The 13979-nt window shown below is 72.0% G+C and carries 17 protein-coding genes; 16 read left to right on the top strand and 1 reads right to left on the bottom strand.

What is annotated here, in order from left to right; genetic code table 11:
- Positions 1-43: 43 nt before the first annotated feature.
- From rimM to ACZ3X1_RS10980, 14 genes are all read left to right on the top strand, one after another.
- Positions 44-610, top strand: a complete 567-nt coding sequence (rimM, locus tag ACZ3X1_RS11045) for a ribosome maturation factor RimM (RefSeq protein ID WP_390076166.1) — start codon at positions 44-46, stop codon at positions 608-610.
- Entirely contained in the window at positions 610-1431 is an 822-nt protein-coding gene (gene trmD, locus ACZ3X1_RS11040) for a tRNA (guanosine(37)-N1)-methyltransferase TrmD (RefSeq protein ID WP_356810526.1), read from the top strand. The genes rimM and trmD overlap by 1 nt, the downstream gene beginning before the upstream one ends.
- Before the next feature lie 134 nt (positions 1432-1565).
- Positions 1566-1916: a 50S ribosomal protein L19 gene (gene rplS, locus ACZ3X1_RS11035; RefSeq protein ID WP_356810525.1), complete on the top strand. Its 351-nt coding sequence runs from the start codon at positions 1566-1568 to the stop codon at positions 1914-1916.
- A gap of 44 nt (positions 1917-1960) precedes the next feature.
- Positions 1961-2713 carry a signal peptidase I gene (gene lepB, locus ACZ3X1_RS11030; protein ID WP_467278756.1) on the top strand — a complete coding sequence of 251 codons (753 nt, stop codon included), beginning with the start codon at positions 1961-1963 and terminating at the stop codon, positions 2711-2713.
- A gap of 157 nt (positions 2714-2870) precedes the next feature.
- Positions 2871-3653, top strand: a complete 783-nt coding sequence (gene lepB, locus ACZ3X1_RS11025; protein WP_436840724.1) for a signal peptidase I — start codon at positions 2871-2873, stop codon at positions 3651-3653.
- 112 nt (positions 3654-3765) lie between these two features.
- Positions 3766-4662 (top strand): signal peptidase I, encoded by an 897-nt coding sequence (gene lepB / locus ACZ3X1_RS11020; RefSeq protein WP_362624574.1) that lies wholly within the window; start codon positions 3766-3768, stop codon positions 4660-4662.
- A 41-nt stretch (positions 4663-4703) separates the two neighbouring features.
- A complete protein-coding gene (gene lepB, locus ACZ3X1_RS11015) occupies positions 4704-5483 on the top strand; it encodes a signal peptidase I (protein ID WP_467278752.1) in 780 nt (259 codons plus the stop codon).
- Entirely contained in the window at positions 5473-5979 is a 507-nt protein-coding gene (locus ACZ3X1_RS11010) for an NUDIX hydrolase (RefSeq protein ID WP_467278749.1), read from the top strand. The genes lepB (ACZ3X1_RS11015) and ACZ3X1_RS11010 overlap by 11 nt, the downstream gene beginning before the upstream one ends.
- 55 nt (positions 5980-6034) lie before the next feature.
- Positions 6035-6343, top strand: a complete 309-nt coding sequence (locus ACZ3X1_RS11005) for a DUF2469 domain-containing protein (protein WP_005311352.1) — start codon at positions 6035-6037, stop codon at positions 6341-6343.
- A gap of 108 nt (positions 6344-6451) precedes the next feature.
- Entirely contained in the window at positions 6452-6823 is a 372-nt protein-coding gene (locus ACZ3X1_RS11000) for a YraN family protein (protein ID WP_362624570.1), read from the top strand.
- The gene (locus ACZ3X1_RS10995; RefSeq protein WP_356810519.1) at positions 6823-8454 is read left to right on the top strand and encodes a YifB family Mg chelatase-like AAA ATPase; all 1632 of its coding nucleotides are present in this window, start codon (positions 6823-6825) and stop codon (positions 8452-8454) included. Before ACZ3X1_RS11000 ends, ACZ3X1_RS10995 begins: the two co-directional genes overlap by 1 nt.
- The gene (gene dprA / locus ACZ3X1_RS10990) at positions 8451-9575 is read left to right on the top strand and encodes a DNA-processing protein DprA (RefSeq protein ID WP_362624567.1); all 1125 of its coding nucleotides are present in this window, start codon (positions 8451-8453) and stop codon (positions 9573-9575) included. Before ACZ3X1_RS10995 ends, dprA begins: the two co-directional genes overlap by 4 nt.
- Before the next feature lie 260 nt (positions 9576-9835).
- Positions 9836-10672 (top strand): RNA polymerase sigma factor WhiG, encoded by an 837-nt coding sequence (gene whiG / locus ACZ3X1_RS10985; RefSeq protein WP_362624565.1) that lies wholly within the window; start codon positions 9836-9838, stop codon positions 10670-10672.
- Positions 10673-10724: 52 nt separating this feature from the next.
- A complete protein-coding gene (locus ACZ3X1_RS10980) occupies positions 10725-11282 on the top strand; it encodes a TetR/AcrR family transcriptional regulator (RefSeq protein ID WP_356810607.1) in 558 nt (185 codons plus the stop codon).
- On the opposite strand, the gene ACZ3X1_RS10975 is transcribed toward ACZ3X1_RS10980, so the two are convergent.
- Complete coding sequence (locus ACZ3X1_RS10975; protein ID WP_390076173.1) at positions 11236-11793, bottom strand: M23 family metallopeptidase; 558 nt, start codon at positions 11791-11793, stop codon at positions 11236-11238. The genes ACZ3X1_RS10980 and ACZ3X1_RS10975 overlap by 47 nt on opposite strands.
- 249 nt (positions 11794-12042) lie before the next feature.
- On the opposite strand from ACZ3X1_RS10975, the gene rpsB reads away from it, so the two are divergent.
- Together rpsB and tsf are read left to right on the top strand one after the other, a co-directional pair.
- On the top strand, positions 12043-12972 hold the full coding sequence (gene rpsB, locus ACZ3X1_RS10970; protein ID WP_356810515.1) for a 30S ribosomal protein S2: 930 nt from the start codon (positions 12043-12045) through the stop codon (positions 12970-12972).
- A gap of 135 nt (positions 12973-13107) precedes the next feature.
- Positions 13108-13944 (top strand): translation elongation factor Ts, encoded by an 837-nt coding sequence (gene tsf, locus ACZ3X1_RS10965; RefSeq protein ID WP_202199506.1) that lies wholly within the window; start codon positions 13108-13110, stop codon positions 13942-13944.
- The last annotated feature ends 35 nt before the right edge of the window (positions 13945-13979 follow it).

Genomic DNA, 13979 nt, shown 5'->3' with positions numbered 1-13979 from the left:
CCCGCCCCGGCCCGTCGTCGTCTGAACAGGAGAGGCACAGACAGTGGAGCTGGTAGTCGCGCGGATCGGCCGCGCCCACGGCATCAAGGGTGAGGTCAGCGTCGAGGTGCGCACGGACGAGCCGGAACTGCGGCTCAGCCCCGGCGCCGTGCTGCGCACCGAACCGGCTTCGGTCGGCCCGCTGACCATCGAGACGGGCCGGGTGCACAGCGGCCGGCTGATGCTGCGCTTCGCCGGCGTCAAGGACCGCACCGCCGCGGAGTCACTGCGCAACACCCTCCTCATCGCCGACGTGGACCCGGCGGAGCTGCCCGAGGAGGAGGACGAGTACTACGACCACCAGCTGATGGACCTGGACGTGGTGCTCGAGGACGGCACCGAGATCGGCCGGATCACCGAGATCTCCCACCTGCCCTCGCAGGACCTCTTCATCGTCGAGCGCCCCGACGGCACCGAGGTGATGATCCCCTTCGTCGAGGAGATCGTCGCCGAGATCGACCTGGAGGAGCAGCGCTGCGTCATCACCCCGCCGCCCGGGCTGATCGACGACCGCGCCGAGATCGTCTCCACCCGTGACGCCGAGGCCGCGAGCTCCGAGGGCGACGCCTGATGCGTCTCGACGTCGTCACGATCTTCCCCGAGTACCTGGAACCGCTGAACGTCTCCCTCGTCGGCAAGGCCCGCGCCCGCGGCCGGCTCGACGTCCACGTCCACGACCTGCGGGACTGGACCCACGACCGGCACAACACGGTCGACGACACCCCGTACGGGGGCGGCCCCGGCATGGTCATGAAGACCGAGCCGTGGGGCGAGGCACTGGACGAGGCGCTTGCCGACGGCTACGAGGCGGGCGCGCACGGCCCCGTCATGGTGGTCCCCACGCCCAGCGGCCGTCCGTTCACCCAGGCACTGGCCGTCGAGCTCTCCGAGCGGCCCTGGCTGATCTTCACGCCCGCCCGCTACGAGGGCATCGACCGCCGCGTGATGGACGAGTACGCCACGCGCATGCCGGTGTACGAGGTCTCCATCGGCGACTACGTCCTGGCGGGCGGCGAGGCGGCCGTCCTGGTCGTCACCGAGGCCGTGGCCCGGTTGCTGCCCGGGGTCCTCGGCAACGCCGAGTCGCACCGGGACGACTCCTTCGCGCCCGGCGAGATGGCGAACCTGCTGGAGGGGCCCGTCTACACCAAGCCGCCGGTGTGGCGCGGCCGGGACATCCCCGACGTGCTGCTCAGCGGCCACCACGGCAAGATCGCCCGATGGCGCCGGGACGAGGCCTTCCGCCGGACCGCGAGCAACCGCCCCGACCTGATCGAGCGCTGCGAGGCCTCCGCCTTCGACAAGAAGGACCGCGAGATCCTCTCCATCCTGGGCTGGCAGCCGTCGCCGGACGGCCGATTTTGGCGCAGGCCGCAGGCCGTGGAAGAATAGGCCGCTGCTGTGTGCTCGCCGGACGCCCCTGCCACAGGGGGACCGTCGGCCGCCGAGTGGCACGGCTCCCGAATTCTCTACGGAAACCCGCATCGGCGACCTGTGGCGTCATGCGAAGAAAGCAGACGAAGAACATGTCTCACCTGCTCGATGGCGTCAACGCCGCCGTGCTCCGCTCGGACGTCCCGGCCTTCCGCCCGGGTGACACGATCAACGTGCACGTCCGCGTGATCGAGGGCAACCGCTCCCGTATCCAGCAGTTCAAGGGTGTCGTCATCCGCCGCCAGGGCGCCGGTGTCTCCGAGACCTTCACCGTTCGCAAGGTCTCCTTCAGCGTCGGCGTGGAGCGTACCTTCCCGGTCCACTCCCCGATCTTCGAGAAGATCGAGCTCGTCACCCGCGGTGACGTGCGTCGTGCGAAGCTGTACTACCTCCGTGAGCTCCGCGGCAAGGCCGCGAAGATCAAGGAGAAGCGCGACAAGTAAGGTCGCCGCCGGTGTCGGGGGGCGGCCGGATAGGCTCGCCCCCGATGGACACCGAAGCACCTCACACGCAGCGCGGTCACTCTTCCCCCCGCGAGGGGCAAGGGCGGCCGCGTTCTGCGTTCTCCGGGAGCGGTGCGCCCGGGAGCGGACGGCGGGCCCCCGGGCGACCTCTCACCTGGCGCCGCGCCGGGGTGCTCGGCGTGGTCTGCACGGTGTTCCTGCTCCTGTTCAGCAACTTCGTGGTGCAGCCCTTCCTGATCCCCAGCCGCTCCATGGAGCCGACGCTCAAGGTCGGGGACCGGGTGCTGGTCAACAAGCTGGCGTACCGTTTCGGGGACCAGCCGCGCCGCGGGGACCTGGTGGTCTTCGACGGCACGGGGTCCTTCGTACGGGAGCGCGCGGACGGCAACCCGGTCGGTGGCCTGGTGCACGGCGCGGCCTCGGCGCTCGGGCTCGCGGAGCCCTCCGACACCGACTTCGTGAAGCGGGTGGTGGGCGTGGGCGGTGACGACGTGGTCTGCTGCGACGCGGGCGGCCGGGTCGCGGTCAACGGCGTCCCGCTGGACGAGCCGTACCTCTACCCGGGGGACGCGCCCTCGGCGGTGCCCTTCCGGATCGTCGTGCCCCTCGGGACCCTGTGGGTGATGGGTGATCATCGTTCCCAGTCCCGCGACTCGCGTGACCACCTCGGGGAACCGGGCGGGGGGATGGTGCCGGTGGAGAAAGTGATCGGACGGGCCGACTGGATCGGCTGGCCGGTTTCGCGCTGGGGCACCGTCGGCGGCGGCCATGGGTAGCCGCGGGCGGCCGCGCGGCCGACGGGAGCAGGAGCCCGAACCGGCGCCGCGCGCAAGGACGCGGAGCCGACGGGACTGGCTCGATGACGAGCCCGAGCCGGAGCAGCGCGCACGACCGCGGGGCCGACACCGGCCCGAGCCGGAGCCGGAGCCGGTCGTGGCGGAGGGCGGCCGGGCCCAGCGGCGCCGGCTGGCCCGCAGGGTCCGGCGGCGGCGCCGCACGCGCCGGGCGGGTGAGCTGCCCCTGCTCGTGGTGGTGGCGCTGTGCATAGCCCTGCTCCTGAAGACCTTCCTGGTGCAGGCCTTCTTCATCCCGTCGGGCTCCATGGAGCAGACGATCCGGATCGGCGACCGGGTCCTCGTGGACAAGCTGACCCCGTGGTTCGGCTCCAAGGTCGAGCGCGGGGACGTCGTCGTGTTCAAGGACCCCGGCGGCTGGCTCAAGGGCGAGTCGGCCCGGCAGGCCCCGGACCCGATCGTGGTCAAGCAGATCAAGCAGACCCTGACCTTCATCGGCCTGCTGCCCTCGTCGGACGAACAGGACCTGATCAAGCGCGTCATCGGCGTCGGCGGTGACACCGTCAAGTGCTGCGACGCCAAGGGCCGGGTCACCGTCAACGGCTCGCCGCTCGACGAGCCGTACGTGAAGCCGGGCAATACCCCCTCCGACATCCCCTTCGAGGTGGAGGTGCCGGCCGGACGGCTGTTCGTGATGGGCGACCACCGGGCGAATTCGGCCGATTCCCGCTTCCACCTCGACGAGGCCTTCGAGGGCACCATCGACGAGAACGGGGTCGTGGGGGAGGCCGTGGTGATCGCCTGGCCGTTCGGACACTGGACCCGTCTGGAGCAGCCCGCGACCTTCCGCATGGTGCCCGATCAGGCACGCCGTGCCGGACGCGGCCGCGGGCGACGCCGTTCGGGCGCGCCGTTCGCATAGTGTGTCCTGGGTCTCCCGAGCCTTAGGGAACTCCCGCTCGTTAAGGGAGGGGAGGGCCCGTGTCCGGTTCGGCGCGGGCGGCGATCGTGAGTGAGGAGTGGATGTGGGGGACGTGGCGGTAGGCGCACGGTCCGGACGCGACGAGGGCGAGGAGCGGCCGGACGACGCCGTCGCGCGCGAGACCGAGGAGGACGGCGCTCTGGAGAAGCCGCACCGCTCCTTCTGGAAGGAGCTCCCGCTCCTCATCGGCATCGCCCTGCTGCTGGCCCTGCTGATCAAGACCTTCCTGGTCCAGGCGTTCTCGATCCCCTCGGACTCGATGCAGGACACCCTGCAGCGCGGGGACCGGGTGCTGGTCGACAAGCTCACCCCGTGGTTCGGATCCGAGCCGGAGCGCGGCGAGGTCGTGGTCTTCCACGACCCCGCGAGCTGGTTGTCCGGCGAGCCCACGCCGGAGCCGAACATCGCGCAGAAGGCCCTCAGCTGGATCGGCCTGATGCCGTCCGCCGAGGAGAAGGACCTGATCAAGCGGACCATCGCCATCGGCGGTGACACGGTCGAGTGCAAGAAGGGGGGACCGGTCGTCGTCAACGGCAAGGCGCTCGACGAGCCGTACATCTACCCCGGCAACACCGCGTGCGACGACCACCCCTTCGGCCCGCTCAAGGTGCCCGAGGGCAAGATCTGGGTGATGGGCGACCACCGGCAGAACTCCCAGGACTCCCGCTACCACATGGAGGACTCCACCCAGGGCTTCGTGCCGGTCGACAAGGTCGTCGGGCGGGCCGTCGTGATCGCGTGGCCGGTGACCCGCTGGTCCACGCTGCCGGTCCCGGAGACCTTCGACCAGCCGGGCATCGGCAACCAGGCCGCGGCCACCGCGCTCGGCCTCGGGGCCGCCGGACTGGCGCCGGTCGGACTGGGCCCGGGCGCGCTGGGGCTCGCCGGAGCCGTCCCGCTCGTCATGTGGCGCCGCCGGAAGCTGACCAGCGGCCGTACCGACGGGTAGGGTGCCGCCCAGGTCGACGATCCCGATGTGGGGGCGCTGTGATGGGCGGAACAGAAGCGATACGCAGGGGCAAGGATGGCCGCGGCGGTCTCGGCAACGTGTTGTCGGGAATCGTCGTGGCCATCGGCTTTGCGCTCTTCCTCGGCGGCTTCGTGTGGGGGGCGCTCGTCTACCAGCCCTACACGGTCCCGACGGACTCGATGATGCCGACGGTGCGGCCCGGCGACCGGCTGCTGGCACAGCGCATCGACGGCGGTGAGGTGCGCCGCGGGGACGTGGTCATCTTCACTGATTCCATGTGGAGCGATTCGCCCATGGTCAAGCGGGTCGTCGGCATCGGCGGCGACACCGTGAAGTGCTGCGGCACGGGCGGCGAGCTGACCGTGAACGGCGTCCCGCTGGACGAGCCCTACGCCGACACCAGCCGGCCGGATCCGGGCCTGGCCATGCCGCCCGGCCAGGCCCCGCCGCCCGGGACCCCCTTCGAGGTGACGGTCCCCGAGGAGAACCTCTTCCTGCTCGGCGACCGGCGTGCCGCCTCGTTGGACTCGCGCTCCCACCTCCAGGAGGCGGGCCAGGGCACCGTGCCGCGCTCCGCCGTCAGCGCCCGCGTCGACGCCCTGGCCTGGCCGTCCATGACGATGCTGGAGCGGCCGCGGACGTACGCCGCCCTGCCCGGCGGGACCTCGGGGCACGGGCCGCTGCCGCTCCAGGTGACGGCCGTGGCCGCCGGGGCCGCCCTGGTGGTGCTGGGAGCCGCGTACGGGCCCCTCGCGCGGGTCCTGGGGCGCGGGCGGCGGGAGCGGGCCGGTGTCGCCTGACCCGGCGGGTGACCCTCGCCCCCGCCAGGTGTCCCGGGTGATCCTGCTCGACCCGGCGGACCGGATCCTGCTGCTGCACGGTTTCGAACCGGCCGACCCCGCGGACGACTGGTGGTTCACCCCGGGCGGCGGACTGGAGGGGACGGAGACCCGGGAGGAGGCCGCGCTGCGCGAGCTGGCCGAGGAGACCGGGATCACCGAGGTGGAGCTGGGGCCGGTGCTGTGGCACCGCTACTGCTCCTTCCCCTTCGACGGCCGGCGCTGGGAGCAGGACGAGTGGTACTTCCTGGCCCGGACCAGCCAGACCGCGACCTGGATGGGCGGTCTGACCGAGCTGGAGCGGCGCAGCGTGACCGGAGCCAGGTGGTGGACCTCCGAGGAACTTCTCACGGCACGTGAGACGGTGTACCCGACCAGACTCGCCGAGCTGCTCCGCACGCTGCTCGACGAGGGTCCTCCGGGTGCCCCGGTGGTCCTGGCCCCGGAAATCGTTTAGGGGCGCACGGCGCTGGCGCACAATAGGGGGACGCACGGCTGAAGGGGAACATGCCATGAGTGCCGAGGACCTCGAAAAGTACGAGACCGAGATGGAGCTGAAGCTCTATCGGGAGTACCGCGACGTCGTCGGGCTGTTCAAGTATGTGATCGAGACCGAACGCCGTTTCTACCTCACCAACGACTACGAGATGCAGGTGCACTCGGTCCAGGGGGAGGTGTTCTTCGAGGTCTCGATGGCCGATGCCTGGGTCTGGGACATGTACCGGCCGGCCCGCTTCGTCAAGCAGGTCCGGGTGCTGACCTTCAAGGACGTGAACATCGAGGAGCTCAACAAGAGCGACCTCGAACTGCCCGGCAGCTGATCGCCTCACCCGGGAGGGTGACGCCTCCGTCCACAGCGGCCCGGTTGTCCACCAAGATCCACAGGGTGGGCGGGGACGCGGGACCGTCGGTGCCGGAGGTGGTGCCGGATGGACGCGAAGAGCGTGGCACGGCAGGCGATGGGGCGGTACGGCGAGGAGCTCGCGGCACGGCGGCTGACCGAGGCCGGGATGACCGTGATCGCACGGAACTGGCGGTGCCGCGCCGGGGAGATCGACATCGTCGCGCGCGACGGGGACGCCCTCGTCGTGTGCGAGGTCAAGACCCGGCGCGCGGGTGACTTCGAGCACCCGATGGCGGCCGTACGGGCCGCGAAGGCCGATCGGCTGCGGCGCCTCGCCGGGCGCTGGCTCGCCGATCACGGCGGACCACCGCCGGGCGGGGTCCGCATCGACCTCGTGGGAGTCCTGCTGCCGCGGCGCGGCGCGCCCCTGGTGGAACACGTCAGGGGGGCGGCCTGATGGGGTTTGCGCGAGCCTGCTCCGTGGCCCTGGTCGGCGTCGACGGCGTGGTGGTCGAGGTCCAGGCCGACCTGGAGCCCGGAGTCGCGGCCTTCACCCTGGTGGGGCTGCCGGACAAGACCCTCGTCGAGAGCCGGGACCGGGTGCGTGCGGCCGTGGTCAATTCCGGGGCGGCCTGGCCGCAGAAGAAGCTCACGGTCGGGCTGAGCCCCGCCTCCGTACCGAAGTCCGGCGCCGGGTTCGACCTGGCCGTCGCGGCGGCCGTGCTCGGGGCGGCCGAGGTGGTCGACCCGGCGGCCATCGCCGACCTGGTGTTGATCGGCGAGCTGGGGCTGGACGGGCGGGTGCGTCCGGTCCGGGGGATCCTGCCGGCCGTCCTCGCCGCGGCCGAGGCCGGCTACCGGCAGGTGGTCGTGCCCCAGCAGTGCGCCGCGGAGGCCGCGCTCGTACCGGACGTCTCGGTGCTCGGCGTGCGCAGCCTGCGCCAGCTGATCGCCGTCCTGACCGACGGGACGGTGCCCGAGGAGGACTGCGGAGGCCCGCCGGGCCGCCCGGACCCGATGCTGGCCGGACTGCTCGTCCCGGGGGCGGGCCTGGGTACGGGTCTCGCCCCGGGCCGGCCGGGCGGGGACTGCGCCGACTTTCCCGACCTCGCCGACGTGACCGGGCAGCACACGGCGCGCCGCGCCCTCGAAGTGGCCGCCGCCGGAGGCCATCACCTGTTCCTCAGCGGGCCCCCCGGCGCCGGCAAGACGATGATGGCCGAGCGGCTGCCCTGGATCCTGCCGCCGCTCACCCGCCAGGACTCCGTGGAGGTCACCGCGGTCCACTCGGTCGCGGGAATCCTGCCGCCCGGCGAACCCCTGGTCTCCCGGCCGCCCTACTGCGCCCCGCACCACTCGGCGACCATGCAGTCCCTGGTGGGCGGCGGTACCGGGGTGCCCAGGCCCGGAGCGGTCTCCCTCGCCCACCGAGGGGTGCTCTTCCTGGACGAGGCCGCGGAGTTCCACAGCCGGGCGCTGGACGCGCTGCGCCAGCCCCTGGAATCGGGGCACGTGGTCATCGCCCGCGCCGCCGGCGTGGTACGGCTGCCCGCCAGGTTCCTGATGGTCCTCGCCGCGAACCCCTGCCCGTGCGGACGGCACACCCTGCACGGCGCGGGATGCGAATGCCCGCCCTCGGTGATCCGGCGCTACCAGGCCCGGCTGTCCGGGCCGCTGCTGGACCGCGTGGACCTGAGGGTGGAGGTCGAGCCCGTGACCCGCAGCGACCTGCTGGGCCGGGGAGGGCGGGGGGAGTCCACCGCGGTGGTCGCCGACCGGGTGCGGGAGGCCCGGGAGCGTGCCGGGACCCGGCTCGCCGGCACGGGCTGGCGGCTCAACTCGGAAGTCCCGGGACAGGAATTGAGGACCCGTTGGCAGGCGGCGCCGGGGGCGCTGGCGCAGGCCGAGCGGGAACTGGAGCGGGGAATGCTCACCGCGCGCGGGCTGGACCGGGTCCTGAGGGTCGCCTGGACCGTCGCCGACCTGCGGGGACGGGATAGGCCCGAGGCGCTGGACGTGGCCGTGGCGCTGGAGCTGCGGACCGGTATCGCCCGTGGGGCCATGTCGGTGCCGGGGGCGGGGACATGACCGGCGCACAGGACGAGGAGCTGCTGGCGCGGGCGGCACTGACACGGGTGCTGGAGCCCGGGGACACGCACGGCGGGCGCTGGATCCGCGAGCACGGTGCCACCGGACTGTTGAGGCTGCTGGCCGACCCGGAGGCGCCATGGCGCACTCCGCCCGGGGTCGGGCCGGAGCGGCTCGCCGCCTACCGCAGGCGGGCGGCGCTGGCAGACCCCCGGCGCGACCTCGAACTGGCCGCCGGGTCGGGGGGCCGGTTCGTCGTTCCCGGGTCGGCGGAGTGGCCGACGCAGCTGGACGACCTCGGCGACGAACGGCCCGTCGGGCTCTGGCTGCGGGGCCGGCCCAACCTGCGTACGTGGGCGCTGTGTTCGGTCGCCGTGGTCGGGGCCCGGGCCTGCACCCCGTACGGCGCGCACATGGCGCAGACGCTGGCGGCCGGGCTCGCCGAGCGGGGCTGGGTCGTGGTCTCCGGCGCGGCCTTCGGGATCGACGGGGCCGCGCACAGGGGAGCCCTCGCCTCCGGCGGGGCGACCGCGGCGGTGCTCGCCTGCGGGGTGGACGTCGCCTATCCCCGCGGACACGCCGGGCTGCTCGGCCGGATCGCCGGCCAGGGACTCGTCGTCGGGGAGCTGCCGCCGGGCAGCCACCCCACGCCCAGCCGGTTCGTCCTGCGCAACCGGGTCATCGCCGCCCTCACCCGCGGCACCGTCGTCGTGGAGGCCGCCCACCGCAGCGGCTCCCTGGTCACCGCCCGGCGCGCCCAGCGGCTCGGGCGGTTCACGATGGGCGTCCCCGGGCCCGCCACCAGCGGGCTCTCGGCCGGTGTGCACGAACTGCTCAGGGGCGAGGCCGTGCTGGTCTCCGACGCGGCGGAAGTGGTCGAACTCGTCGGCTCCATGGGGGAGCTGGCTCCCGAGCGGCGCGGCCCCGTGCTCGCCCGCGACCTGCTGGACCGCGACACGGCCCGCGTGCTCGAAGCCCTCCCGGCTGGACGCCCGGCGACCGCGGCCGAGCTGGCACTTGCCTGCGGCACCGGCACCGATGAAGTCATCGGCAGACTGTACGAACTTCACTCTCTGGGGTTCGTCGAACGGCAGGGCGACGGCTGGCAGTTGAGCAGATGAACGGTTGGAGGGGGCATACAAACCCAGGATCCCCGGCGAGGCGGTCGTTGACCTGGGGACTTCCGGTGGAAGAGTGAAAGCGATGAGAGACGCGGTCCTCCCGGTGGCAGTCGCCGGGACCGTGCGCCAGGCGCCGGTCCCGGGTCGCCCGCGCGATCCGGGACGCCCACCGGCCCCCGCGCCATCCCGTACTCTTCGCGCACCGCGACACTTTCGTCACGCTACGCTCCCAAGGAATCCGGCTCCGGCAAAGGCGAAGCATGCCCCCACACACCTCAGGGTCCGACCGCGCTGCGGTGCCTCCCGCTGCCCGCGGCAGCGTGCGGTCCACCGCGCCCTCGTCCCTGGAGGTGCTGTGGCGCTCGTACAAGGACTCGGGTGACGAACGGCTGCGGGAGCAACTGATCCTGCACTACTCACCCCTGGTGAAGTACGTGGCCGGACGGGTCAGCGTGGGCCTGCCGCCCAACGTGGAGCAGGCCGACTTCGTCTCCTCCGGGGTCTTCGGGCTGATCGACGCCATCGAGAAGTTCGACATCGACCGCTCGATCAAGTTCGAGACGTACGCGATCACCCGGATCCGCGGCGCGATGATCGACGAACTGCGGGCGCTGGACTGGATCCCCCGCTCGGTCCGGCAGAAGGCGCGCGCCGTGGAGCGGGCCTACGCCACGCTGGAGGCCCAGCTGCGGCGCACCCCGACGGAGACCGAGGTCGCCCGCGAGATGGGGATCGGCGTGGAGGACCTCCACACCGTCTTCAGCCAGTTGTCGCTGGCGAACGTGGTCGCCCTGGAAGAGCTGCTGCACGCCGGCGGCGAGGGCGGCGACCGCCTGTCGCTGATGGACACGCTGGAGGACACCGCCGCCGACAACCCGGTGGAGGTGGCGGAGGACCGCGAACTGCGGCGTCTGCTGGCACGGGCCATCAACACGCTGCCCGAACGCGAGAAGACCGTCGTGACCCTCTACTACTACGAGGGCCTCACCCTGGCCGAGATCGGCAACGTGCTGGGCGTCACCGAGAGCCGGGTCAGCCAGATCCACACCAAGTCCGTGCTGCAACTGCGCGCGAAGTTGGCAGATGTGGGGCGGTGAGCTTGCTGTACCTCCGTAGAGTGGATGTGTGCCCAGGATTCGAGCGGCCTCCGTGGCCGAGCACCGGTCGATGCAGCGCGGCGCCCTCTTGGACGCCGCGCGTTCCCTGCTGTCCGAAGGCGGTACGGAGGCGCTGACCTTCCCCGCCCTGGCGGAGCGCACCGGACTTGCCCGGTCCTCCGTGTACGAGTACTTCCGCTCCCGCGCGGCCGTGGTCGAAGAGCTGTGCGCCGTGGACTTCCCCGTGTGGGCCGCCGAGATCGAGGCGGCGATGGAGCGGGCCGATGCGCCGGAGGCGAAGGTCGAGGCCTACGTGCGCAGCCAGCTGGGACTGGTGGGGGACCGCCGGCACCGGGCGGTCGTGGCGATCTCGGCCAGCGAGCTGGACGCGGGGGCCCGGGAGAAGATCCGGGCCGCGCACGGCGGACTGATCGCGATGATCGTCGAGGCGCTGGCCGCCCTCGGTCAGGAGCAGCCCAGGCTGGCCGCGATGCTCCTCCAGGGGGTCGTGGACGCCGCCGTGCGCCGCATCGAGCTCGGCGCCGCGGAAGATCCCGAAGTCATCACGGAGACGGCCCTGGCCATCGCCCTGCGGGGCGTCCGGGGCTGAGCCCGGTGCCGTCGGCGGCCCCCGCCCCGCTCCGTACGCCGTCCGGACGCTGGTCCGGCAGCAGGCGCGGGGTGGGTCGCGTCAGGAGGGCCAGCGGGTTGAGGTACGCCTCGCCCGACAGCAGCCCCCAGTGCAGGCACGGCGCCGGGCAGTGGGACCCCTCGGTGAGCACCGCCACCACCTGCCCCGCCGAGACCTCCTCGCCCTCCGTGACCAGCGGCCGGACGGGCTCGTAGGTCGTGCGCAGGCCGTTCGGCAGGGCGAGCGAGAGGACCCCGCGGCCCGCGACCTGCCCGGCGTAGTGGACCCGGCCGGCGGCGACCGCCCGCAGCTGCGCACCCACCGGGGCGGCCAGGTCCACCCCGCGGTGGCCGGCCGCGTACGGGGTCGGGGGCGGGTCCCACCAGCGCGCCACCGACAGCGGCGCGGGCAGCGGCCGGACCACGGCCGGTGCCGCGGGCAGGGCGGTCTGGGCCAGGAGCATGAGCAGGCTGAGCAGCAGTGTCGTCATGCCGCACAGCGTCCCGCGGTCCCCCGGGCCGCTGAACCGGACTGTGGACGGTCCGGACACTGTGGACAACGGCGTCACCCGGCATACCGCCGGGTCCCGTACACTTCTTGTGGCGATCCGGGTCACCGGGTCGACTTCGCACGCCCCGGCACCAGCCCGAAACGGCCAGGTGACAGCGTCTCTCGGTCCCTCATGGGGCAGGGCGCGGCGGGGCGTCAGGAACCAAACCGAGAAACCAAGGAGATGGCCATGGCCGTCGTCACGATGCGGGAGCTGCTGGAAAGCGGCGTCCACTTCGGTCACCAGACCCGCCGTTGGAACCCGAAGATGAAGCGCTTCATCTTCACGGAGCGCAACGGCATCTACATCATCGACCTGCTGCAGTCGCTGTCGTACATCGACCGCGCCTACGAGTTCGTGAAGGAGACCGTCGCGCACGGTGGCTCCATCATGTTCATCGGTACCAAGAAGCAGGCCCAGGAGGCCATCGCCGAGCAGGCGACGCGCGTTGGCATGCCGTACGTCAACCAGCGCTGGCTCGGTGGCATGCTCACCAACTTCTCCACCGTCTACAAGCGCCTCCAGCGTCTGAAGGAGCTTGAGGCGATCGACTTCGAGGACGTCGCCGCCTCGGGTCTCACCAAGAAGGAGCTCCTGGTCCTCTCCCGCGAGAAGGCCAAGCTGGAGAAGACCCTCGGTGGTATCCGCGAGATGTCGAAGGTTCCCAGCGCCGTCTGGATCGTCGACACCAAGAAGGAGCACATCGCCGTCGGTGAGGCGCGCAAGCTCCACATCCCGGTCGTCGCGATCCTCGACACCAACTGCGACCCCGACGAGGTCGACTACAAGATCCCGGGCAACGACGACGCGATCCGTTCCGTCACCCTGCTCACCCGCGTGATCGCCGACGCCGTCGCCGAGGGCCTCATCGCCCGCTCCGGCGCTGCGACCGGCGACTCGAAGCCGGGCGAGAAGGCCGCCGCCGAGCCGCTCGCCGAGTGGGAGCGCGACCTGCTCGAGGGCGACAAGAAGGCTGACGAGGCCCCGGCCGCCGATGTCGACGCCGCCAAGGTGGACGCCGACGCCGCAGCCGAGGTCGCCGCCGAGGTCACCCCGGCCGTCGAGGCCGTCGAGGCCCCCGCCGCCGAGGCCCCGGCCGCCGACGCCGAGCAGGCCTGACCCACTGAGAGCGCCCGGCGTTCACGCGCCGGGCACTCACAGCACGGACGATGACGGCGGGGGAGCCGCGCCACGAGCGCGGCGCCTCCGCCGTTCACCCGTAGATCTACGACTTCGAGAGAGAATCACAGACTCATGGCGAACTACACCGCCGCTGACGTCAAGAAGCTCCGCGAGCTCACCGGCGCCGGCATGCTGGACTGCAAGAACGCGCTCGTGGACGCCGACGGTGACGTCGACAAGGCCCAGGAAGCGCTCCGCATCAAGGGTCAGAAGGGCGTCGCCAAGCGCGAGGGCCGTTCTGCCGAGAACGGTGCCGTGGTCTCCCTCATCGCCGACGACAACACCTCCGGTGTCATCGTCGAGCTGAAGTGCGAGACCGACTTCGTTGCCAAGGGCGAGAAGTTCCTGGCCGTCGCCAACGAGCTGGCCGCGCACGTCGCCGCCACCTCCCCGGCCGACCTCGAGGCGCTGCTCGCGTCCGAGATCAAGCCCGGTCAGACCGTCACCGCTTTCGTCGACGAGGCCAACGCCAACCTCGGCGAGAAGATCGTCCTGGACCGCTTCGCGCAGTTCACCGGCGGCTACGTGACCGCGTACATGCACCGCACGATGCCCGACCTGCCGTTCCAGATCGGCGTCCTGGTCGAGCTCGACAAGGAGAACGCCGAGGTCGCCCGCGGCGTCGCGCAGCACATCGCCGCGTTCGCCCCGCAGTGGCTGTCCGCGGAGGACGTCCCGGCCGAGAAGGTCGAGTCCGAGCGCCGCATCGCCGAAGAGGTCACCCGCGCGGAGGGCAAGCCCGAGGCTGCCATCGCCAAGATCGTCGAGGGTCGCGTCAACGGCTTCTTCAAGGACGCCACGCTGCTCGGCCAGGCCTACGCCCTGGACAACAAGAAGTCCGTCCAGAAGGTTCTGGACGAGGCCGGTGTCACCCTGAAGCGCTTCACCCGCATCAAGGTCGGCATCTGAGTCCGTCCGTACGCGACGGACACCGGACCCCGGTA

The organism is Streptomyces sp. NPDC023541, assembly GCF_055559995.1.
The sequence above is the reverse complement of the archived record's forward strand: the minus strand, read 5'-3'. Positions and strand labels throughout refer to the sequence as shown.